This window comes from Bradyrhizobium centrolobii, assembly GCF_001641635.1.
Lineage (GTDB): Bacteria > Pseudomonadota > Alphaproteobacteria > Rhizobiales > Xanthobacteraceae > Bradyrhizobium > Bradyrhizobium centrolobii.
On sequence record NZ_LUUB01000070.1, the window covers coordinates 46,646 to 69,828 of the forward strand.

The following is a 23,183-nucleotide window of genomic DNA, read 5'->3' on the forward strand; positions in this document are numbered from 1 at the left end:
ATGCTGCCGCAGTGGAATCGAAAGCCGACCTTCAACATCACCAGGGCGAGCCATGTCGTCCTGACTTGCCGCGATATCGGCGCCAGCCGTGATTTCTACGCCGGCGCGCTCGGTCTGGTCGTGACCGACGAAACAAAGGACGCGCTCTATCTGCGCGGCCTCGAGGAGGCGAACTATTGCTCGATCGCCTTGCACAAGGACGAGGCCCCGCCGAAGGCACTGTACATCGGCATGCGTGTCGAGGACGGCAGCCATTTCGAGCCGCTCACCGCTTACCTCAAGCGGAAGGAGATTTCGTACGAATTCGCCGATGTCGCCCACCAGGGCAAAACGCTTCGCTTTCGTGACCCCGCCGGGCTTCCCGTCGAGTTCGCCGCTCGCATGGACATCGTCGAGCGTCGGATGCAGGACTACCATACGTTTCGCGGCGGTAGCCCACAGCGCTTCGATCACTACCAGGTCGTGACGCACGATGTTCAGGCCGCCACCGATTTTTGGAGCGAGTTGGGCTTTCGGCTGGCTGAATATACGGCACCGGCGAACTCGGACGAGCTTTGGGGAGCTTGGCTGGAGCGCAAAGGTAACACCCACGACATAGTCTTCACCAACGGCAAGGGGCCGCGATTACATCACTTCGCCTTCACCGTTCCCGATGTGACGACGCTCATCCACGCCTGCGACGTCGTGTCGAGTCTCGGCTATCTCGACGTGATCGATCGCGGTCCCGGCCGTCATGGCCTCAGCAACGCGCTCTTCGTCTACTTTCGAGATCCGGACGGCCATCGCATCGAGCTATTCAACACACACTATCAGGTCATCGATCCCGAGACGCCGCCGATACGGTGGGATCTGTCCAACCCGCGCCGCGCGCAGTTGTGGGGCATGCCGGCTTCCAAGCGATGGTTCTTCGAAGCCAGCGAGTTCAAGGATTGTGCGCTGTTCGACCCGCTCCTGGTCGCCGAGCCGCTCACGCTGGAAAAATACCTGGAAGCGCAGGGCTGACCACAACCGACCGACGGTCCATCGCCATTGCCGGCTTCGCACACAAACTCCGGTACCGGCCGCATGCCGTATCGGCAACCTGCGAGGTCGTGCACATCATCGAACGGCGGATCGTGTTTGAGCAGCATGTCGAGGCGATCGTAGAGGCCGCCGGCGGGACGAGCGGCGACTGGGCGGGGTCGTTGCCGGGGCCTGCCTCAGCAGCGAGAGAAGCGGGTTGACCGGGTCTCTTCTTTATGAAACGATCCGTACTGTAATAAAATGACAAAGGTGGGAAAGCAGGGGAGCCCGGATGGACACTCAAACGAGTTTGCACGGCGAGCTATGGCGCGGTCGCAACGTAATTCTCGGCTGCCTGCTCGGCATGACGACCGGAGTGACGTCGATCTTTTTCTATAGTTCGGGGCTGTTTCTAAAGCCGCTCGCAACCGAGTTCGGTTGGACTCGCGGGATGGCGTCCCTCGGCGTTTTGATCCCCATGCTGACGATCGGCATCATCAGCCCCCTTTCCGGGCAACTGGTTGACAGGTTCGGCGCTTTCCGAATGGCACTTCTATCCGCAGGTGGATTGGCGCTGTCGTTTCTTTTGCTCGGCATCGCAACGACGGGATTGCTGAGCTTCCTGGTTCTTACATTCCTTCTTGCCATCCTTAGCAACGCGACAACCCCGGTCTCGTATGGGCGCTTCGTCCTGGCCAATTTTCCGAGACATTTGGGACTCGCCTATGGAATCGTCTATTGCGGACCTGGTCTTGGCGCGTTGCTGTTTCCATCGTTGGTCAACAAGCTGTTGACTGCCTACACTTGGCGCGGCGCCTACATCGGACTATCCGTGCTCGTCCTTGCGGCCATCCCGATCGTGGCCTGGCTGCTGAAGAACCAGTCTGCGCGTGACCCTGCCGAAGTTGGTGCCACACAATGGACGTGGAGGTTGTACGCCAACAAGCGCTTCATGCTATTGGCAGCAACTTTCCTGTTGGCCTCAATAGGGATATTCGGAACGATCGTTCACCTTGTTCCCATGCTGACAGATCGTGGCTTGTCGCCGGCCGAAGCGGCGCAGTTGGCCGGGCTTATGGGCTTCGCCGTCATTGTCGGGCGGTTGATCACCGGGTTTTTGCTAGACCGCTTGGAGGCGAACCTGCTTGCGGCGACCATCTTCGGACTGTCTGCTTGTGGTGTCGTCATGCTGGCATTGGGCAACTCAGAATTGATCTTGCCGGGAGCCTTGGCGGTGGGCTTCACCATTGGATCTGAACTCGATCTGGCCTTCTTCCTGATCGGTCGACGCTTCCCATCGAAGCATTTCAGCTCTCTCTTTGGCGGCATCATGCTTGCCGTATCGATCGGTGGCAGCCTGGGTCCGCTGGTGGCTGGCCTCGCATACGATGCGGCAGGCAACTACCTCCCGTGGTTCGCCCTGGCAGCATGCAGCATGCTGAGTGCTTCCATTCTCAGCCTGATTGGACGCTTGTCGGTCTTTCGAGCCGATCTGGCCAACCATGTCGGCGAAAGAGCGGGGGCTGCATCGAAGATCGACGCTGCCGTTCATACGATCGCGCGGTCTGAACACTAGAGCATGATCCGGACAAGTGTGCAGCGGCTTTCCGAGACGATCATGCTGAAATGCGCGACGACGATTCAACCCAACCTCATCGCGCTTAGTTTCCGCATGGGCACGCCGAAGATGCATGATCGGCTTTGGCGTAAGCCCCGCGAGCCGCAGATCGAAAAGACGACGTCTGAATCCAAGCTGAGTGGCGTCCGCCTTCAAGACGGAGTGCATCTGAAGTCAAATAATGGACGCGACGACAATATCCCTAACGCCAAAGCGATCATGAGGAAGCGCACTGATGAGGACTTTTTCCCTTTTCATTGGAGGCCACCCCGTCGACGGGATTGGGCGCCGCGACGTCATCAACCCGGCGACCGGCGGATCCATGGGAACCATGCCGGTCGCAAGCGCGGCCGACCTCGACAGGGCAGTCGAAGCCGCTGCCGCGGCGTTTCGCGGCTGGAGTACCCGTTCAGACACCGAGCGCGCGCAGGCACTTCGGGCTTGCGCCCGTGCGATCGAGGCCCATTCCGAGGAACTGGCCCAGTTGCTCACGCTTGAGCAGGGAAAGCCGCTTAACGGGCTCGGCTCCCGGTTCGAGATCGGCGGGGCCGTCGCTTGGACGGACGCGACGGCGCAACTGAGTCTGCCGCCGGAACTCGTGGAGGACGGGCCGCAAGGGCGAGTCGAAATTCATCGCAAGCCGATTGGCGTCGTCGGGGCGATCACGCCCTGGAACTGGCCCGTCATGATCGCCTGCTGGCACATCATGCCGGCGATCCGTGCCGGCAACACCGTGGTCATCAAGCCCTCGCCGTTGACGCCGCTATCCACCATCCGCCTGGTCGAAATTCTCGGCGGCGTGCTGCCGCCCGGCGTCGTCAACGTGATCACCGGCGAAGATGCGTTGGGCGCGCTCATGTCGGCCCATGGCGGCATCGGCAAGATCACCTTCACCGGCTCGACCCAGACCGGGCGCAGAGTCATGGCAAGTGCCGCCGAAACGCTCAAGCGCCTCACGCTCGAACTCGGAGGCAACGATGCGGGCATCGTCCTGCCCGATTGCGATCCGAAGAAGATCGCTGAAGGCCTGTTCTGGGGCGGCTTCATCAATTCAGGTCAGACCTGTGCCGCCCTCAAGCGTCTCTATGTGCATGACAGCATATACGACCCCGTGTGCGCCGAACTCGCTGCTTTTGCAGCCGGCATTCCGGTCGGAAACGGGCTCGAGGAAGGCTCGATCCTGGGGCCCGTGCAAAACGCCCGCCAGCGCGACATCGTCGCTTCCTGTGTCGAGGACGCCGTCGCCAAGGGCGGACGGTTGCTGCTCGGTGGACGGCCCGGGAACGGCCCCGGATATTTCTATCCGACCACGCTGGTGGCCGACGTCGAGCGGGGTTGCTCGCTGGTCGACCGCGAGCAGTTCGGCCCGGCTCTGCCGATCATCCGCTATTCGAGCACCGAAGAGGCGATAGCATTCGCAAATGACTCGCAGATGGGGCTCGGAGGCTCGGTCTGGAGTTCGGACATCAATCGCGCCAAGGAGGTCGCATCCCAGTTCGAGACTGGCTCTGTCTGGATAAACCGGCATGGAGCAATCCAGCCGAACGCGCCGTTCGGCGGCGTCAAGCAGTCCGGCATCGGCGTCGAGTTCGGCCAGGAGGGGCTAAAGGAGTTTACCACGATCCAGACGATGTTTTGCTGATCACGCAGCGCGATCTGATGGCCGCCGCTTGCAGCGTGCGACCATCGTGATCGGCGAAAAGGCTTCGGACATGATCCGGGAACGCAAGCTCGGGCCGGCCACGAACGTGTCAGTCGGTCGAGCGGAAACACACATCACCATCGACGGGAGGAGATAGGACGCATGCGCAAGATCGTTGTACTCTATGGGCAACCGAAGGATCCGGATCATTTCCGGAGCTACTACGAGCAGAACACCTTCCATTGGCCGCTCAACTGCCCGGCCTCAGAGCCAGCCGGCACAGCTTCGATATTGCCGCGCCCGAAGGCCCCGCGCCCTTCTTCTGCATGTGGGAGGGCGAGTTCGACAGCGGCGAGGCCCTGGCCGGTGCGATGAGCTCGGAGATCGGCCGGCGGGTGGCCGCCGATACCGCGAACTACGCGACCGGTGGAGTGACCCTTTTCCATTGCGGACCAGTCGAGGGCAAAAAGAGTTGATATGGGCTGGGGAAAGTCGGGCGAACAAACTCTAGCACAAATCGGTTGGGAAGAACGGATGCGCTGGCCGAGCAGACATCGAAGACGACCGACGAGATCAGCCAGCAGATCAGCGGAATTCAATCCGCCACGCAGGACTCCGTCGGCGCCATCAAGGAGATCGGCGATACCACCGCCAGGACGTCGGCGATCGCGTCCGCCGTGGAAGAGCAGGGAGCTGCGACAAGCGAGATCTTCGCAACGTGCAGCAGGGCGTGCACGGAACTCATCTCGCACTGTACATCCGGCGCGCAAACATTGGTCGGGAGCCAGGTGCCGCAGATCGCGGAACGGGTGAGGCGGGGCGGCTATTTCTTCGAGCCCGGCCGCGGCGCCTTCGGTTTCGCGTCGGTGGAGAACAGGGAATCCACGCTCTTGCAGAGCAGCCGGATGAACTCGTCGTCGAGCGGCTGACCGAAGATCAGACGGCGGTAGATCGGCGAATATAGCATCTCGACTGCCCACGCCGCATCGATATCGAGTCTGAACAAGCCCTCCTGCTGCCCGCGCTGAAAAGTCTCCTGTACGAGGCGCCGGCGGTTCTTGGAGAACCGTTCATTGAATTCGGCGAGCAGTGCATTGTTGTTGTGGCCTTCGCACAGGATCTGTACGACCAGCTTTCCGGCGCGCCCACTGAAATATTGCACGAGCGAGGTGAGATGCCGCTTGAGAGCAGTCCGCGGATCGACTGCGGTTGGCATCGGCGTATTGCTGAAATGGGATTCCATGAACGCGTCGATCACGAGTGCGCCCTTGCTGTCCCACCAGCGATAGATCGTCGCCTTCGAAACGCGCGCCTCGCGCGCGACCGCTTCGATCGCAAGGTCTGTGACCGACATGGTCTGGAGCAGGCTCATCGTCGCCGACAGGATCGATCGCCGCGAGGCGAGATCGCGCGGCCGTCCGATCGGCCTCGGATCAGCGGCGTCGGCGTCTTGAGAATTCATCTCTGCTTCAGTGGCAGCTCCCCTAGAAGTGCGTTTTGCTTGGATTGATGCCATGGCGGGTTCTGAGCGCTTGAATTAAAAATCGAGCCGGTTCGCCTCCGTAGCACAGCGTTACGGCTTTCGACAAACGCCCTTGCCTTGCTTCCATAGCCTTGCTGACGAACTCCCACTCCTTGACAGCTTCCATTCCATAGATACGATACGATACGTATTATTACAATATTCCAATCGCATTTGCGTGGTTGCGTTCGTGCCGATCGATGCCGCGCACGCATGGCAGGGACAGGTCGGCAGGTTCGCCAATATTCGCCGATAGCGACAGACATGGATGCGCTTAGGCACCGGTTTAGCGCAGATGGGGACGAATCCTGCACGAACGCCTCGTCTCGTCGGCGACCGTATTACCTCTCGACCGACGACGTTTGCGTGCCAAGACATAGCGGATCGCCGAAACGGAAGCTCGATAGCGACCAGCTCCCGAAAAAATCGTCCTGATGGAAGACGAGTGCGGCGGATTCCTCATCGGCTGCGCCGAGCGCCACCATGAGCGGGATAAGATGATCCTCGCGCGGATGAGCAGTGCGCGCATGTGGTGCCTGCGTCCAGGCGACAACGCGCCGACGCCGTTCGTCGATCAATGTCGCAAGGAGCGTCTGCTGGAGCCAATCGTCGAACTGGCGGGAGGGCTCGACCGCGGCGGGGCCCCTGAGGCCGAGATTGTGGAAGCTCGAGCCACTGCCGATAATCACGACGCCTTCGTCGCGGAGCGGAGCGAGCAATTGCCCGACCGACAGGTGCGCTTGTGGATCGAGGTCCTGCTTGATCGACAACTGAACGATCGGCATCTCGCCGTTCGGGCAGAGCGGCTTCATCAGGCTGAACGAAGCCGCGTTCGGGGTCGCTTTCGCAGGCAAAGCCGCCAGCCTGGAGCATGGCGAGCACCCGCACCGCAAGCTCCGGCGAGCCGGGCGCATCGTACTTGATGTCATAGAGATGCTCGGGGAAGCCGTAATAGTCGAACACCATGCCGGGCGCGGCCGCCGAAGAGACGGCAAACTCCGGCGTCTCCCAGTGTCCTGAGACGATCAGGGCAGCCCGCGCGGCGCTGCCCCACTCGTTCCGGATTGACAGCAGGGAAGCCTCGAGCTTGTCGAAGCGGCGGCGCATGTTGTCGTCCATGTACGGCCAAGGACCGCCGCCGTGCGAGATGTAGTAGGTCGGAAGCCGCCGCGCCGTCATGGTCATGCCCTCGCCAGACCCTGCCGCGAGCCCGACCACAAGCCGTCGATGCTCCAGGCGCCGGCCCCCGCAAAGACGAGATAGAGGAAGACGAAGCAGTACAGGATTGCGGCGTCGCCCTGGTTAACCGCGGGCCAGAAATTCTGTGGCATGTGGAACATGAAATAGGCAGCCGCCATCTCGCCGGAACAGATGAACGCGGCGCCGCGGGTGAACAGTCCGACCGCGATCAGCGCGCCGCCAATGACCTCGATCAGCGCCGCGACCAGCATAATGGCGGGCAGCGGGGTCGGCAGGCCGGGGATGGCGGCGGGGAAAGCGAAAAGCTTCATCAGCCCGTGCTCGATGAACAACAGGGCGGTGATGATCCTCAGCGCGGCGAGCGCGCGCGGCGACCAGGTTTCGAGGTCTAGCATCGGGTCTTGCTCCGGACGGTTTCGAGACCTAGCAGCTAGGGTTTTCCTCTGATTTGATCATTGGCTGATTTATTGAATGATCGTTTCCTCTGGATTGACGATAGGGAGTGAGGCTGGAAGATAACGATGGACGAGTATCCGGGTGTCCTGCGCCATCGCGAGAGCTGCGGGAGGCCGCCGAGCGCCTCGGACTGTAGCCGGCTATGGCGAGCAAGCACGTCATGCACACCGAGGCGCATCCTTCGGTGCGGCTGCTCAGCAGGACCAGCCGGCGCGTCAGCCCGAGCGAGATCGGGAAGCTCCACTTCGAGCAGCCGCGACAGATAGTCGACAGGTTTGACGATCTGGACGCCGCGGTCAGCCAGGCCACAGTCACGCCGAAGGGGCGCCTGCGCCTGACTGCGCGGGTCTGGCTCGCAGGGTCCGCTGTTTGCGAGACTACTGGCCGATTACCGCGCGCGCTATCCGGACGTGACGCCGGAGGTCGACCTCAGCGGCCGGCTGATCAATCTCGTCGAAGAGGGCTTTTGATCTCGCGCTTCGCACCTCTCCCGATTCCGACTTGATCGCGCGCACGATTGCGCCAAGCCGTCAGGGCGCCATCAGTCGGACGGTTCTGCGGCGATCGGATTGGACAGCACGCCAACACCGGATATGTCGACCTCGATCGTGTCTCCCGCCCTCAACCAGACCTGTGGGTTGCGGAATGCGCCAACACCGCCGGTCGTGCCAGTGATAATGACGTCGCCCGGATTGAGAATGGTGAAAGTGGAACAATAAGCGATCAGTTGCGGCACGTCGAAGACAAGATCGGAGATAGACGCCTTCTGCATCACCGCGCCATTGAGCCGCGTCTCGATGGAAAGCGTCGCCGGGTCAGGAATTTCGTCGGTCGTGACCAGCCAAGGCCCGAAGACGCGCCGAAGTTGATCATGCTGCATGGGATGGGCGGTAGTTGGGAGAATTGCTTCGCCAATTTTCCTGAACACGCAAAGCATTTCGACACTTACGCAATAGACATGCTCGGCCACGGCTTCACGAACAAGCCGAACCGCCTCATCACAACCGCGGAGTATGTGAATCATCTAAAGAACTTCATGGACGCGCTGAAGATCAACAAGGCGTCTTTCTTGGGCATCTCTCTCGGTTCTTGGGTCGCAACAAAGCTGGCGGCCAAACGCCCTGCGCTTACGCCAAGCATCTACGCGAATATCGAACCGACACGATGCGGCTCCTCTGGCGTATCATGTTCACGAGCAGAGGATCGCGCGCATGACTGTGACGAGGCGCCGACGCATCTGATCGTCGTTTCCGGCGGCCGGCACAAAGCGCGCGATTTGCTCGCGAGTAACCAGCGTCATCGCCATCGCGCCTATCGCAGCAAAGAACGCGAAGTTCGCATCAAACCTGGGATCGCCGACCTCGCGATGGGCGGTCTCGATCAAGGGCACCAGGATCTGACGCAGCGGATCGGTCAATGCGCTGTGAAGCAGCGCCACTTGCTCGCTCTCCTCGCCCTTGACGAGCTCCTTGACAATGAACTGCGGGAATTGGGGCCTTTGGCAGGCCAGGGCGATCAATTGCTCGATGGCGAGGTCAAGGCGGCTGCCCGTTGAAACATCGGCATGATCAACTTGCAGCGATGTTAGGGAAGCGATCGTCTCGCGCGAGAACCTTTCGACCACAGCCTTCCACAATTCGAGCTTGGATCCGTACCGGTAGGCAATCAGCGCCACATCAATATTCGCCGCGGCTGCGATTGAGCGCAGGCTCGTCTTGTCAAAGCCATGTTTGGCAAAGGCATCGAGGGCGGCCTCGAGAAGTGTCTCCTCGTTGCGTTCCGTCCCCTTGCGTGGCCGACCACGCGTTCTCGTCACCTCACGGGTTTTCAAAAGCACCTCCATCACGTGCTGCATGCTTGACCCTAACGCCATCCCTGAATATATTCAACATATGTTGAATTTATGGTTCTGAAGCGCCACCGGCCGTCAGGACCATCCATGACGGTGAGGGGCGACGTCCCTTTTCGCTGAAAACGTTCAATAATTCAGAGGCTTGTGGGTATGCCGACCAACGACGATGAGCCGCGTGTACTCGCCATGCGACGCGGCGCGAGCCTGAAGGTCTGTATGGCATCTGTGGCGCTTGCACTGCTGGCGAATGGAGCGGTGCGTGCCGCCGATCAGCCCACCGGACTCCTACGCGTGGCCGCTGCAATGCCGCGTCGACAGTACCTGGTCCCCGATCTGCCTCTCACGGGGACCATCCAGGCGCGTGTCTTGTCGAATGTCGCCTTCCAGACCAGCGGGCGCGTGACACGGCGGAACGTCGAGGTCGGCCAGCATGTCAATGCAGGCGACATCCTCGCGCTTCTCGATCCAACTGAGTTGCAGGCTGATCTTGTCAGTGCCGAGGCGGCCCTGAATTCAGCCAACGCCCAACTGACGGAGGCGCAGAAGAACTTCGACCGGCAGCAATCTCTGCTCAGCAGCGGCTCGACGACCCGCGAGCGCTTCGATCAGGCTGTAGCGGCGCTTCGGACCGGAGAGGCGCAGGTCAACAGCGCCCAAGCTGCTTTGAATACGGCCCGTGAACGGCTCACCTATTCGGAGCTGACAGTGGGGCGAGGCGGGGTCATCGTGTCGCGAACCATCGAAGTCGGTCAAGTGGTGCAGTCCGGACAGACCGTCTTCGGCCTCGCGGAGGATGGTCCTCGCGATGCTGTCTTCCAGGTGCCAGAGGTCGCGCTGACCAAGCCGCCCAAGGACAGGACTGTCGATATCACCTTGCAATCAAGGCCGGGCGTCACCGCAGTGGGCAGCGTACGCGAGATATCCCCGATCCTTGATCAAACCACCGGTACCGTAACTGTCAAGATTGGCATCGAGCAGACTCCGCCGGGGATGACGCTTGGTTCGGCGGTCATCGGACGAGCGCGCTGGGAGTCGTCGCCGGCTTTCGTCATCCCATGGAGCGCGATGTTTTCCGCAAATGGCAAGCCTGCGGTCTGGGTGCTGGACGCCGTCAACACGGTTTCGCTCCGTGAGGTTGTCGTGAAGGATTATCTCACCGGTATGGTGGCCTTGACTGATGGTCTCCAAGAGGGCGAGCGAGTCGTCACGTCGGGCGTTCAACTGCTCTATCCGGGGCAACAGGTCGTAGTTGCCGTCGATGGAGCCGCGCCATGAGCTTGCGCTCGACCTCTGTCGCTTCGCGGCTCATTGCCGTCGCCTGCCTCGCGGTGTTCTCCGGATGCGAAAAGAAGTCGTCCGAGGCACCAGTACTTCGTCCCGTGCTTAGCAAGCTCGTGCAGCAGGTGTCCGGCACCGTGGACTACTTCACTGGCACGGTGCAGCCTCGCTATCAGGCCGAGCTTGGGTTTCAAACGATCGGCAGAATGACCGCGCGCGACGTCAATGTCGGCGACGTCGTCACCAAGGGGCAGAAGCTTGGGTCGCTCGATCCGACCGTTGCTAGGCTCGCCGTAGTGTCCGCGCAGGCCGACATCGTCAATGCCCGGGCCGTCCTCGCCAATGCGGAAGCGACGCTGGAGCGAAAGCGCGCCTTGGCCAAGACAGGCAGCGGCACTCAGGCGGACCTCGACACGGCAACGGCAAGTGAGCAGACCGCACAGGCGCGCGTTACCCAGGCCGAGGCAAGCCTGCAAAAGGCCGTCGAGCAACTCGGTTACACGACATTGAACTGCAGCTATGACGGCGTCGTTGTGTCCTGGTCTGCCGAGGTCGGACAGGTCGTGTCGCTCGGACAGACGGTCGTCACCATCGCGCGTCCGGAGATTCGCGATGGCGTGTTCGACATTCCGGACGACCGCATCGACCGTCTCGTTCCTGGATCGACCTTCCAGGTCTCTCTTCTCGTTCAGAGCAGCGTCAGGGCCCGGGCGATCGTCCGGGAGATCGCACCGCAATCGGATTCAACCACCCGAACGCGGCGAATCCGCTTCACGCTCGAAGATCCGCCCGACGCATTTCGGCTTGGCACCACGATCAGCCTTGCCGTCGCCAGGCCGGAGGATGTGCATATCGATATCCCACCCGGCGCGATCCTGAATCGGAACGGCCGCGACAACGTCTGGATCGTGGGAGCCGACAGCAAGGCGAGCCTGCGTCCGGTCACCGTCGGCGCCCGCAACGGCGACCGCGCTGCCGTCACGTCCGGACTGACGTCCGGCGACCGCGTCGTCATCGCAGGCGCGCATTCCCTTTTCGAGGGACAATCCGTGAAATTGCTGCAAGAGGATCAGCCGTGACGTCCTTCAATCTGTCGGAATGGGCCCTAAGGCACCGTTCGTTCGTCTGGTTTCTGATGGTCGTGTCCGCCATCGCGGGTTTGCTGGCCTATCGCAGCCTCGGGCGCGAGGAAGACCCTCCCTTTACGATCAAGACCATGGTGATCCAGCAGAAATGGCCCGGCGCAACCGTGGGCGACATGCTGAACCAGGTCACCGAGCGGATCGAAAAGGAAGTCAAGCAGATCGACGCGGTGGACTACGTCAAGAGCTACACCACGCCCGGTCAGGCGACCGTATTGGTGAACCTGAAGGACACCACCAAGCCGAAGGACGTGCCGTGGCAGTTCTATCAGGTGCGCAAGCATATCCAGGACATTCAATACACGATGCCCTCGGGCGCCGGCGCGCCATCCTTCAATGACGAGTTTGGCGATGTGTTCGGCAATATATATGCGTTCACGTCCGACGGGGTCACCCAGCGGCAACTGCGCGACTATGTCGAGAGGATGCGCTCGGAAATCCCGAGCGTGCCGGGCGTCGGCAAGATCACGGTGATCGGCGCGCAGGACGAGGTGGTCTATCTCGATATATCGACGCGCAAGCTGGCGGCTCTCGGCCTCAACATGCAGTCGCTGATCGCGACGCTGCAGAACCAGAATGCCGTGCAGCCATCGGGAGTGGTGCAGGCGGGGCCGGAGCAGGTCTCCCTGCGCGTCAGTGGTCAATTCGTCTCTGAACAAACCCTTCGCGGCATCAACCTGCGCATCGACAACCGCTTCTTCCCGCTCTGCGACGTCGCCACCATCAGCCGCGGCTATCGCGACCCTCCCGACCCGCTGTTTCGCGTCGACGGCAAGCCGGCGATCGGGCTCGGCATCGCTATGGTCCGCTCCGGCAACGTGTTGCAGTTCGGCGAAGCGCTGAAGGCGAAGATGCGGGAAATCCTTGCGACGCTTCCCGTCGGCGTGGAGGTCCATCTCGTTTCCGATCAGCCGAAAGTGGTGGAAGAGGCCGTCGGAGGCTTTACGGAGGCGCTGGTGGAAGCCGTCGCCATTGTGCTGGTGGTGAGCCTGATCAGCCTGGGGCTCAGGGCGGGACTGGTGGTCTCGTTCTCGATCCCACTCGTGCTGGCGCTCGTGTTCGTGGTCATGCAGTATTTCGGCGTGACGTTGCAGCGGATTTCCCTCGGCGCGCTCATCATCGCGCTCGGGCTTCTGGTCGACGATGCCATGATCACGGTCGAGATGATGGTCCATCGCCTCGAGCTTGGAGATGACCTGCGCAGTGCGGCGACCTTCGCCTACACGTCGACCGCCTTTCCCATGTTGACGGGCACGCTGGTGACGGTTGCGGGCTTCATCCCGATCGGTTTCAATGGTTCCTCGGCGGGCGAATACACCTTCACGCTGTTCGTCGTGATCGCGGCGTCATTGCTGATAAGCTGGCTGGTCGCGGTGCTGTTCGCGCCACTGATCGGCGTGAAGATCTTGCCGAGGACCATGAAGCGTCATGGCCATGCGACTCAGGACCGCGTGTCACGATACTTCGCCGCCATGCTTCAGGCCGCGATGCGCTTTCGCTGGGTCACCATCGGCGGAAGCATCGGCCTTCTTGCCGCGGCGATCGTGGGCATGGGATTCGTCCAGCAACAGTTCTTCCCGTCATCCGATCGGCCGGAATTGCTGGTCGACGTGACGTTGCCGCAAGGCAGTACCATTCTGGAGACAAAAGCGCAGATGGATCGGTTCGAGAAGTCGCTCGCCGGCGATCCGGACATCGCGAGTTGGAGCTCCTATGTCGGACAAGGCGCGATCCGGTTCTACCTGCCGCTCGACCAGCAACTGGCCTTCAACTATTTCGGGCAGATCGTGGTCGTCACCAAGTCCCTTGAAGCGCGCAACAGGGTTGAGGAGCGAATGCGCAAGACTGCGGCCGATCAGTTCGTCGGCATCAATTTCTTCGTCCATCCGCTCGATCTTGGGCCTCCGGTCGGCCGTCCTGTACAGTACCGCATCAGCGGGCCCGATATCCAGCAGTTGCGCGCCAAAGCGCTGGAGGTTGCCAGGATCATGAGCGAGAACGCGCACCTGGATCCCCCGACCTTCGACTGGAACGAGCCAGGCAAGGTCGTGCGCATCGACATCGCTCAGGACAAGGCGCGGCAACTCGGAATCAACTCCGCCGATATTGCCGCGATCCTGAATGGCATGGTCGGTGGAACCTCAATCACGCAGATCCGCGACAGCATCTATCTCGTCGACATCGCCGGCCGGGCCGGCAATGACGAGCGAAGCCGGATCGAAACGCTGCAAGGGTTGCAGATTCCAACCGGCAACGGGCAGGTCGTGCCGCTCCTGTCTTTCGCGACGCTCCGCTACGATCTCGAGCAGCCGATCGTGTGGCGGCGAGATCGTGTCCCGACCATTACGGTCCGAGGCACCATCCGCGATGCGACGCAACCGGCTACCGTCGTTCAGCAGCTTGCGCCGGCGATGGACGCCTTCGCCAAGAGCCTGCCGGTGCCGATGAAGATCGCCACCGGGGGAGCGGTGGAGGAGAGTGCGAAGGGACAGGCGCCGCTGGTTGCGGTCGTGCCGCTGATGCTGCTGACGATGGCATTCTTCATCATGGTTCAGCTCCAGAGTATTCAGAAGATGTTCCTCGTCGTGAGCGTGGCGCCGCTCGGTCTGATCGGAGTCGTAACCGCCCTGCTCGTGTCGGGGAAGCCGATGGGATTCGTCGCGATCCTCGGCACCCTGGCGCTGATCGGAATCATCATTCGCAATTCGATCATCCTGATGGCGCAGATCGACGAGGCGCCGGCCGAAGGCCATGATCCCTGGACGGCGGTCATGCTGGCGACGCAGCACCGCATGCGGCCGGTCCTGCTCACGGCAGCGGCGGCCAGTCTTGGCATGATTCCGATCGCGCCGCAGGTGTTCTGGGGACCGATGGCCCTGTCGATGATCGGCGGCATCATTGCAGCAACCTTCCTGACACTGTTTTTTTCTGTCGGCGCTTTACGTGACCTGGTTTCGCGTTCCGGCTCCCCCCGATAAGGCGCAATCGGATGTCGACGAGCCGCTGGACGAACCGGCCAACGCCGCTCCGGTGCTTGGATCCCAGGGGGTTGGCACCTAAGGGCGCGCGACATCTGCTCGAGATCGCATTGGAGCGAGGCCATTCATGATGCTCAATCCTCCGGATAAGATCACCGATCTCGCGGATTGGATCGTACGGAGCGCGACCAGCAGCGATTCCCCCGAGCTACTGCTCGACGGAGTCTGCCAAACCTTGGTGCGCCATGGTGTACCTCTTTGGCATGTCAGTGTCGCGGTCCCTACTATTGATCCGCAGTTTCGGGGAGCGGCGTTGCATTGGTGGCGCGACAGTACAATCAAAGTCGAGACAGCTGCTCACGGCGCCGAGACCGATGAGAAGTTACGGCACAGCCCCGTATTCGCGTTGCAATCGCAAGGCGTTCTATTCGGGCGATGGATGATCGAACATGATGAAGGATGCGAGGTCCATCCCATATTGAAGGGCCTCCGCTCGCAAGGCGGCACGGAATATGCCATGTTCCTGGTCGACTTCTCTCCGGCGACCTCCGTAAGTGGCACCGCGATTTCGATCGCGACGGACCGCGCAGGAGGCTTTCGGGATCATGATCTGGAGCGCTTTCGAGAGATCGTTCCTGCACTCGGCGTTGCGATCTATCGTCAAATCCTTCTGATCACGGCGACGCAATCGCTCGATAGCTACCTCGGTCGTATGACCGGAGCGAAGGTTCTGGCAGGCGAGATCGTCCGCGGCCAGGGCGAAATCATCGAGGCCGCCATCGTTCTCGCAGATCTGTCGGGATTCACGACGGTTACGGACCGGGAAGATGCGATGGACATTGTCCGCTGGCTCAATGAGCATTTGGAGGCAATCGGCGATCCGGTGATCGAGAATGGAGGCGAGATCCTGAAATTCCTCGGCGACGGTCTTCTCGCGGTTTTTCCAGCCATGTCCCGAACCGGCTCGCGATGCGAAGCTTGCGAAGCGGCCTTCTCGACCGCCATGGAGGCGCTAAGACGGAACGACGCAGTGAATGCGAGGCGCAAGCAGGCTGGAGAGCCACAACTGGTGCTCGATGTGGCCCTTCATTTCGGCGAAGTGGTCTACGGCAATGTCGGCACCTCGCGGCGACTTGATTTCACGGTGATTGGACGTGCGGTGAACGAGGTCAGCCGCATTGAAAAGCTATGTGATGAGCTTGGGCTCCATGTCCTCATCTCCGACGAGTTTGCAAAGCGTTGCTCGCAGCGGCTCACAAACCTTGGCGCGTTCACGCTGCGGGGAGTCGGGTCGCCCAGAGTACTGTTTACTCCGGAGTGAGATATGGAAAGGGCCAGTCAGGTGTGGGGTTCGCCATTGGAAAAAACGAAAGATAGAGGGTGCCTAAGCTTTCGCAGCGTTGACGCCGGGATCGACTGATTGTGTCGCTCGTGGTGTTGCCGCCGCTCTCAAAGATAATTGCGATAAGATATCGATTGGGGAGGGAGTTCAGTGGATCGGTTGACGGAATTGGAAATGTTTGTTCGAGCGGTTGAGCTCGGCAGCATTACACGTGCCGCGGAAAAGTTGGGCTTGTCTGATCCAAGCGCGAGCCGCTGTCTCAGTTCGCTCGAGAAGCGGCTTGGGACTCGGCTGCTGGAGAGGACGACGCGACGGCTTTGGCTGACCGATGCGGGCCGGAGCTACTATCAACGTTGTGCAGAGCTGTTGGCCGAACTCGCCGAGGCAGACGCAGAGGCCGCCGACTCCACGAAGCGACCGTCAGGCGTGCTTTCCGTCACGAGTTCGCCGTCGTTCGGAATGATGCACCTCGCACCCATATTGCCGCAGTTTCAGCGCCTTTACCCCGGCATCTCCGTTCATTTGATGGCAGCCAATCACTATCAAAATGTGATCGATCCAGGCGTAGATATCGCCATTCGGACGCGGCCATTCGAACGTGACTCGAGCACGACGGTTCGCAAATTGGCGCGAACGCGTTATCTGCCGGTGGCTTCTCCAAAATATTTGAAGGAGCACGGTAGTCCCTCCGAACCGAAGGATCTCCACTGTCATCCCTTGCTTCTATATGGGTTCGCTCGCGGACCAGAGCCGTTTCGATTTTCGCGCGGGGATAAAAAGGAAACCGTACGCCTGGTTCCAGCAATTCAATCCACCGAGGGACGCGTGCTTTGCGCAGCCGCACTCGCTCACGGTGGGATACTCATCCAACCAATGTACACGACTTACGATGACCTTCAGGCCGGGCGGCTTCTGCCGGTGCTCGAAGGATGGAAGTTGGATCCTATGACCATCAATATCGCCTACCATACGCGCAAACACCAGCCTGCAAGAATCCGCATATTCGTGGACTTCGTCCTTAAACATTTTGCCGAGCAGCAGTACGAGCAGAAGTGGATGAAATGATGCATTCGTGCAGTACACAAGGCGCGAGCGAGTTGCTCTAGAAGTAGCCGCGAGCCGGCATTTGCTGCCGACGTGCTTCGAGGTGTCGTGACTTCCTTATCGCGCACCTCGCATGACCAACATCCATGAGGTGGTAGGGCTTGATTGAGCCGTTGTGCCCAATCTGCGCGCGGCAATCTTGCGCGCCGCGCTCTCTCGCATTCGTTCAAGTCAAGAAAGAATGTCTTGCAATTGAAGCATTTCTTGAAGGGGAGTGCACGACTAGAGTTGCGCACGCTAGGGAGCAAACAAAAGAGCTAACCATGTCTCTTGCAGGCAGCGTCACCGAGCTGAGGGCCGTCTGCCTTTCGCGCAAGTTGATGGGCTGACGAGTGGGCGTGAAGCGAGCGATAAGATGCGCATTTGGCACCAGTCCGTCACAGAACTCGAAGCACTTCCTCACTATGCGGACTCGCTGTCGCGCCGCTTCGCGGCTGTTGCGGGGCCAGGTGTCGAGGTCGTCCTGCATGGAGTTCCGATCGGGACCTACGGATCCTCATCTCCCGCGCAGGCTCTCGAATATCCGCGCGAGAGGAGCCGTATTGCGGATGTCGTGCTTGCGCAGGTCGAACGTGCCGAGGCCGAGGGATTCGATGCCGTCATGATCGCTTCGTTTGCCGAGCCTGCGCTGCGCGAAGCTCGAGCTGCGCTCGATATCCCGGTCACGTCGATGATGGAGAGCTGTCTCCTGGCCGGCTGTTCGGTTGCCCCGCTGATCGGCATCGTGACGATCTCGCCGGCGGGTGCGCGGATGCTGAGAGAGGGTGTGGACCGCCACCAACTGAATGCACGGGTCGCGGAGCTCGTCAGCCTCGATCCGGCCTTCAATGAATTCGATCTACAGCGCGCCTTTGACGAACCTGACAAGGTCAGAGCCGCCTTTGAGATCGCCGCGCGCAAGGCGATCGAGGCTGGGGCGGACGTCATTGTTCCGGGGGAGGGCGTGCTGAACGAACTGGCCGCTCACTTGGGCATTCGGGAGCTGGACCGTGTCGCAGTAATGGATGCGACTGCGCTTACGCTGACGCATACCGAGATGCTTGTACGAGCTTATCAAGGATCCATGCTGCGCACCGGACGGCGATGGGGTTACCCCAAGGTGCCGGCAGATCTCAGACATTCGCTCGATACTCCTCGTGGGAAGGGGATGAGGCAATGACTCCCTCAAGGACGCAGGCGGAACGGGCTGTGAGTGCCTTACCGATAGATAACGGGAAATGCTGATGACCAGACGTCATGCCGCCGAAAACCAGAAGACATTTTATGCAGGCTTGGTCCAAGAGGGTCGCTTGCTTGAGTTGGGAGGCTCGTCGCGATGATCAAGATCAAGGTGGATTTCGCCAGGTGCGATGCCAATGGTTCGTGCGCGGCGCTAATGCCGGATGTCTTCGAGATCGGCGGAGACGGCACCTTGAAGCTGCTCAAGAGCGAGGTTGAGGAAAATCGCAAGGACGAGGTCGAGGAAGTGATCTTGTGCTGTCCGATGGGGGCAATCTCGCGCGGGTCGGATGCGCTGCCAGCCGTCGAGCCGTTCTCGGCGGAGCCGCAGCCGCATATGGGTGGAGCGATCGAGGGCAAGCCACTGGGCTTCGGGTCGGCGGGATATGTCGTGCTCAGCTACGCGCTCGCCGCGCGCGTGCTGCGCGACTCGCGGTTCAGAAATGCGGCCCTCGATCTCATGGAGCAGTTCGGCATTACGGCCGGGCCCGTGCACGAATTCCGTGCCCGAAGCGTCCTCATGGCGGAAGGGCCGCAACATATGCGGCTTAGGGCACCCCTGGCCCGCTTCATGGGGCCCAATACCGTGGAGACTATCAGGGACGTTCTCAGGGATATCCTGGGGGACATCATGCATGGCATGAGCGGTCAAGTGCCTTTCCATACGGCCGTTGCAGATCCCATTCCCGCGCGCATCTACTGTCACCTGGCCGGTGCCCCGACGAGCGACGCCCCGAAAGTTGCGAGCCTTTCAGCGCGTACGTTGTCGCTCCTCAGCCGAGACCGGAGCCTCGCGCCCATGATCTTGGCGGCGTATGACGAGCTCTTCGACTACCTGCGGAATCTGTTCGCTCGCAAGAAAGCGGATGGCCTCGGTAGCGATATGCTTTCCTTTCTCATCAAGGAGCAGGAGGCAGGTAAGCTCTCGCCGGAGGAGCTCCTGAACGAGGCGACAGCCATGCTCGAGGCCAGTTCGGTCAACACCTCGCATCAGATCGGCCTTACCGTCTGGGCTCTCCTGCGCAATCGCGACATCTGGTCGAGGATCAGAAACGATGCATCGCTGATCCCGGCGGCGGTCGTCGAGGCGACAAGGCTCTTTCCCAGGCCCGGCATCGTGAGCAGGATCGCTACGGAAAGCATTGATCTCGACGGAACGGTGATCCCTCAAGGCACGGACGTTCACGTCGCTATCTGGTCGGCCAACCGTGATCCGGAGCGTTTCGAGCGGCCTGGCGAGTTCGATCTGCATAGAGAGAGAAATCAACCGCTCACGTTCAGTACGGGTGCGCACGGATGCCTGGGCCAGAGCCTGGCGCGGGTCGAGATGGAGGAAGTCGTCCGCTATCTCGCAACGCATTACCCGAACTCGGTCGTCGTCGACGACGCGACGGAGGTCGCGCAGGTTGGCGGCCGGTGGCTTGTAAAGTCGCTTGCCGTCGATCTGAGGAAATGAATACGGCGATGCCGCAGACGTCTTGTGACGTAGCAATTGTCGGTGGGTCGATCGCTGGGTTACGAGCGGCGCAGACGGTCGCTCGCCATGCCCCCGACCTCACCATCGCGATGATCAGTGACGAGACGTATCCTCCATACGAGCGTCCTCCTCTGTCGAAAGTAGGCCTGACGAAACCGCTGTTGCTCGATGCACTGATTTATCCGGCCGTCAACGACCTGAAGAGCCACGGCGTCAACTTCATGCTCGGTACGAGGGCCGAGGAGCTGGATGTCGAGGGAAGGACGATACGCCATTCGTCCGGGGCGCTTCAGTATCGGTCGCTCGTGGTTGCCACGGGCTGCGAGGCAGTCATGCCGCCTGCATTGTCCGGCTTGCCGGATGTGTTCTCGCTCAGACGTTACGAAGACGCTATATCTTTTCGTCGTGCACTCGCCGATCCTCTGAAGTCCGTGGCCATAGTAGGTGCGGGCTTCATCGGCGGTGAATTGGCGTCAATGGTGGCGAACGAAGGACGACAGGTCGCGCTTGTCGATCTTGCGCGAAAGCCGTTGGGCAGGTTCGGCGATGCCGTATTCAGAAGTTACGAGGCGCTTCACCGAGGAGCCGGCATCGAGCTCCACTTTGGAGAGCAGGTGACCGATGTCGTGCAGCAAGGCAACGGCAGTCGCGTATTGAAGCTGAGCGACGGAACCAAAGTCCCTGCCGACGTGATTGTCGTCGGCGTGGGCGTTAGGCCTTCGACCGAGTGGTTGAAAAGGTCGGGCTTGCGCCTCGAGAACGGCATCGTCTGTGACGGCACGCTGCGGGCGGCCGATCACGTGTTCGCGGCAGGCGATGCGGTCCGGTGGCCGAACCGGCGTTGGGGTGCGGAGATGAGGGTTGAACATTGGACCAATGCAGCAGAGCAGGGGCGTGTCGCTGGCGTCAACGCCGCAAATGACATTCTTGGATCGCCGCTAGAGGTCTGCGCCAACATTCCATACTTCTGGTCGGATCAGCATGGCGTGCGTATCCAGTTTTCTGGCCATCGCGCGGGCGATGAAGAGATCGCCGAGAGTCGAAATTCAGGTGGCTCCCTTTTCCTGTACAGGAAGGGCGAGATCGTCACCGGAGTGTTGGCGTTCGAGCGTCGTGCCGACTTCGTGAAGATCCGAACGATGCTGAAAAGTGAGTTGAGCTGGCAGGCGGCCAGTTCGCTCATCTCTCGAGAGGACTTATGACGCGCGGCTCCCAACACATCTGCTTGTGGGTTCGCGACGTCGGCGTCGCGCAAGCTTCGTAGAAGGACGTGGTTCATAACGAATACCAAAGGGGAAAAGGATAATCATGACCTCTACAGAGGCCGTCACAATCGTCGGCGCTGGCCCTATCGGGTTGATCGCTGCGCTCGGATTGGCGAAGTCCGGAATCACCGTCAGCGTGTTGGAGCGGGCGAAGGGCATCGTCGCGTCGCCGCGCGCAATCACGTACCACTGGTCCTGTCTTGAAGGCTTGTCGGAGTTGGGTCTGCTGGACGAGGCGCTCCAACTCGGTTTCTCGAAGCAGGACTACAGCTACATCGAGTTTGCGACCGGTGAACGAATCGATTTCAGCCTGGATGTGTTGGAAGGTCTCGCGAAGTTTCCATACAACCTTCATCTCGGTCAGCATCGGCTCGCGGAGATTGCGCTGCGAAGGCTCGCGGCCTACCCGAATGTGACTGTTCACTGGGGCGTCAACGTCACGGACATCGAGCAGGATGCCGAGGGCGTGTCGGTTGTAGCCACTGGACCTGATGGAGAGCTCAAGTTCCGCAGTGGCTGGCTTGTCGGAGCCGATGGTGCTGGCAGTACGGTTCGAACCAGGCTGGGCCTGGAGTTCGAGGGCATGACTTGGCCGAAGCGTTTTGTCGCGGCCAATCTCCATCTCGATTTTGCCAAGTACGGTTTTGCTCGAACCACCTTTCTGATCGATTCGACCTATGGAGCCATCATCGTCAAGCTGGATCAAAATGATCTCTGGCGATGTACCTACAGCGAGGACTTGAACCTGCCGGAGGACGGCATCCCGGAGCGCATCAGTGAGTTCTTGAAGGTGATTGTCCCGGCCGCGAAGGATTATACGCTGCACGCCTATTCACCCTATCGAATGCACCAACGCGCGGCCACGACGTTTCGCGTTGGACGGGTGCTGCTCGCGGGCGATGCTGCGCATGCGACCAATCCCAGCGGGGGCTACGGCCTCGTTGGTGGGCTGTTCGACGTGTACGTCCTCTACAAAGCTCTTGCCGCCGTGGTGCAGGGCAGTGCGGGCGATGAGGTGCTCGACCAGTATGCGGAAGACCGTCGTCGCGTCTTTCTGGAGGTCGTCTCACCTGCCGCATCGGAAAACAAGCGCATGATCTTTGATACCAGCGATCCTGCACAGCGTGCAGCCGATATGGCGAAGATTCGAAGCCTTGCCGCCGACAAGGCGACATTGGTCGAACGGTTGATGTTGACGTCCCGGATGAGTTCTGAGCCGCCAGTCACGCTTAAGAAGTCTCCGCAGCGCGAGACTATTTGAGTTCTTCCAACCGGTCTAAACATTCGCCTCTGGATCGCGCGATCCGTTCCCTGATGGTGCGCAGCCTGAGGTTCCCGAATATGACATGGAGCATCTCTTGAGCAAACATCAGGTTATCTTCGTTCCTGGATTGGCGGCCGATGGACGCCTGTGGCAGCCCGTCATTGACCGGCTTTCCGACATAGTCGAGCCAAACATTGCCCGGTGCAGCGGCAAATCGATCGCCGACTTTGCTGACGAGATTCTGGCGGATGCTCCCGCCAAATTTGTGATTGCCGGCATTTCGATGGGTGGGTACGTGGCGCTGGAGGTCGCGCTACGTGGGGACGCCCGCTTGGGGGGAGCGGCCCTTGTGAATACGAATGCGAGACCCGCGTCTCCGCTCCAGCTGCAACGCTCAACTGCTTTTCTCGAGGATGCCAAGCGCGGTCTGTTCGACACGGTCGCGGACAAGCTCGGGGAGATCGTCGCTGGAGGTAAGGCGGAGCTCGCGACCCTCGCTGCTGCCATGACTCGTACGGTTGGCCGAGACGGGTATTTGCGACAACAACGGGCTGTGCTTGATCGCCTGGATCAACGCAGCAAGCTGCGGCAGATCGCCGTGCCGACCCTCGTCATAGCAGGTGATGAAGACCGCATTTCAGCACCGAGCCTCGCCAATGAAATCGCGCGATCAGTACCAGGGTCGGAATTGGAAATCTTTCCCTGCGGGCACCTTTCGACGGTCGAAGTTCCGGAGATGGTGGCAGCAAGCTTGCGCGACTGGCTTTCAAGGCGAGTTGAAGGTGCGGCGTGATCATTTCTGTGGCCGAACGTATTCAGGAGG

General features: G+C 60.7%; 17 protein-coding genes and 4 pseudogenes. 16 read left to right on the forward strand and 5 right to left on the reverse strand.

Going from position 1 to position 23,183, the window contains the following annotated elements; translation table 11 throughout:
- The 5 genes and pseudogenes from hpaD to AYJ54_RS52610 form a co-directional block, all read left to right on the forward strand.
- Entirely contained in the window at nt 1-1,002 is a 1,002-nt protein-coding gene (hpaD, locus tag AYJ54_RS22800; RefSeq protein ID WP_063702369.1) for a 3,4-dihydroxyphenylacetate 2,3-dioxygenase, read from the forward strand.
- 292 nt (nt 1,003-1,294) lie between these two features.
- A complete protein-coding gene (locus tag AYJ54_RS22805) occupies nt 1,295-2,578 on the forward strand; it encodes an MFS transporter (RefSeq protein WP_063702371.1) in 1,284 nt (427 codons plus the stop codon).
- Between the two features lie 277 nt (nt 2,579-2,855).
- Nucleotides 2,856-4,262 (forward strand): aldehyde dehydrogenase family protein, encoded by a 1,407-nt coding sequence (locus tag AYJ54_RS22810; protein ID WP_063702372.1) that lies wholly within the window; start codon nt 2,856-2,858, stop codon nt 4,260-4,262.
- Between the two features lie 218 nt (nt 4,263-4,480).
- A pseudogene (locus AYJ54_RS22815) lies at nt 4,481-4,738 on the forward strand (EthD family reductase); the annotation flags it as partial.
- 60 nt (nt 4,739-4,798) lie between these two features.
- Nucleotides 4,799-5,004 (forward strand): annotated as a pseudogene (locus AYJ54_RS52610) (chemotaxis protein); the annotation flags it as partial.
- 81 nt (nt 5,005-5,085) lie between these two features.
- Here the strand turns inward: AYJ54_RS52610 and AYJ54_RS22820 are convergent.
- The 4 genes from AYJ54_RS22820 to AYJ54_RS22835 all read right to left on the reverse strand — a co-directional run bounded on the left by AYJ54_RS22820 (nt 5,086) and on the right by AYJ54_RS22835 (nt 8,377).
- A complete protein-coding gene (locus AYJ54_RS22820; protein WP_063702374.1) occupies nt 5,086-5,724 on the reverse strand; it encodes a TetR/AcrR family transcriptional regulator in 639 nt (212 codons plus the stop codon).
- 401 nt (nt 5,725-6,125) lie between these two features.
- Nucleotides 6,126-6,638, reverse strand: a complete 513-nt coding sequence (locus AYJ54_RS53745) for a DODA-type extradiol aromatic ring-opening family dioxygenase (RefSeq protein WP_347337226.1) — start codon at nt 6,636-6,638, stop codon at nt 6,126-6,128.
- Between the two features lie 327 nt (nt 6,639-6,965).
- On the reverse strand, nt 6,966-7,379 hold the full coding sequence (locus AYJ54_RS22830) for a DoxX family protein (RefSeq protein ID WP_063677003.1): 414 nt from the start codon (nt 7,377-7,379) through the stop codon (nt 6,966-6,968).
- A gap of 602 nt (nt 7,380-7,981) precedes the next feature.
- Nucleotides 7,982-8,377: a fumarylacetoacetate hydrolase family protein gene (locus AYJ54_RS22835; protein ID WP_082905809.1), complete on the reverse strand. Its 396-nt coding sequence runs from the start codon at nt 8,375-8,377 to the stop codon at nt 7,982-7,984.
- Here AYJ54_RS22835 and AYJ54_RS54050 point away from each other — a divergent pair.
- Nucleotides 8,324-8,515 (forward strand): annotated as a pseudogene (locus tag AYJ54_RS54050) (alpha/beta fold hydrolase); the annotation flags it as partial. The gene AYJ54_RS22835 and the pseudogene AYJ54_RS54050 sit on opposite strands and share 54 nt — an antisense overlap.
- A gap of 114 nt (nt 8,516-8,629) precedes the next feature.
- On the opposite strand, the gene AYJ54_RS52615 reads toward AYJ54_RS54050, so the two are convergent.
- Nucleotides 8,630-9,295: a TetR/AcrR family transcriptional regulator gene (locus tag AYJ54_RS52615; protein WP_063702376.1), complete on the reverse strand. Its 666-nt coding sequence runs from the start codon at nt 9,293-9,295 to the stop codon at nt 8,630-8,632.
- A gap of 147 nt (nt 9,296-9,442) precedes the next feature.
- Here AYJ54_RS52615 and AYJ54_RS22845 point away from each other — a divergent pair, with 147 nt between their 5' ends.
- From AYJ54_RS22845 to AYJ54_RS22890, 10 genes and pseudogenes are all read left to right on the forward strand, one after another.
- Nucleotides 9,443-10,567, forward strand: a complete 1,125-nt coding sequence (locus AYJ54_RS22845; protein ID WP_082905811.1) for an efflux RND transporter periplasmic adaptor subunit — start codon at nt 9,443-9,445, stop codon at nt 10,565-10,567.
- Nucleotides 10,564-11,649, forward strand: a complete 1,086-nt coding sequence (locus tag AYJ54_RS22850; protein WP_082905812.1) for an efflux RND transporter periplasmic adaptor subunit — start codon at nt 10,564-10,566, stop codon at nt 11,647-11,649. Before AYJ54_RS22845 ends, AYJ54_RS22850 begins: the two co-directional genes overlap by 4 nt.
- Nucleotides 11,646-14,772, forward strand: a pseudogene (locus AYJ54_RS22855) (efflux RND transporter permease subunit). The gene AYJ54_RS22850 and the pseudogene AYJ54_RS22855 overlap by 4 nt, the downstream one beginning before the upstream one ends.
- A gap of 45 nt (nt 14,773-14,817) precedes the next feature.
- Complete coding sequence (locus tag AYJ54_RS22860) at nt 14,818-16,011, forward strand: adenylate/guanylate cyclase domain-containing protein (RefSeq protein WP_082905813.1); 1,194 nt, start codon at nt 14,818-14,820, stop codon at nt 16,009-16,011.
- Between the two features lie 171 nt (nt 16,012-16,182).
- Entirely contained in the window at nt 16,183-17,097 is a 915-nt protein-coding gene (locus AYJ54_RS22865) for a LysR family transcriptional regulator (protein ID WP_063702378.1), read from the forward strand.
- A 394-nt stretch (nt 17,098-17,491) separates the two neighbouring features.
- Nucleotides 17,492-18,295 (forward strand): aspartate/glutamate racemase family protein, encoded by an 804-nt coding sequence (locus AYJ54_RS22870; RefSeq protein ID WP_063702380.1) that lies wholly within the window; start codon nt 17,492-17,494, stop codon nt 18,293-18,295.
- Nucleotides 18,296-18,451: 156 nt separating this feature from the next.
- Nucleotides 18,452-19,810, forward strand: coding sequence for a cytochrome P450 (locus AYJ54_RS22875; RefSeq protein ID WP_082905814.1), 1,359 nt, complete (start codon nt 18,452-18,454; stop codon nt 19,808-19,810).
- Nucleotides 19,807-21,033, forward strand: a complete 1,227-nt coding sequence (locus tag AYJ54_RS22880; protein ID WP_201724245.1) for an NAD(P)/FAD-dependent oxidoreductase — start codon at nt 19,807-19,809, stop codon at nt 21,031-21,033. The genes AYJ54_RS22875 and AYJ54_RS22880 overlap by 4 nt, the downstream gene beginning before the upstream one ends.
- A gap of 106 nt (nt 21,034-21,139) precedes the next feature.
- A complete protein-coding gene (locus AYJ54_RS22885) occupies nt 21,140-22,357 on the forward strand; it encodes an FAD-dependent oxidoreductase (RefSeq protein WP_063702381.1) in 1,218 nt (405 codons plus the stop codon).
- A gap of 97 nt (nt 22,358-22,454) precedes the next feature.
- A complete protein-coding gene (locus AYJ54_RS22890) occupies nt 22,455-23,153 on the forward strand; it encodes an alpha/beta fold hydrolase (protein WP_161491892.1) in 699 nt (232 codons plus the stop codon).
- Nucleotides 23,154-23,183 lie beyond the last annotated feature (30 nt).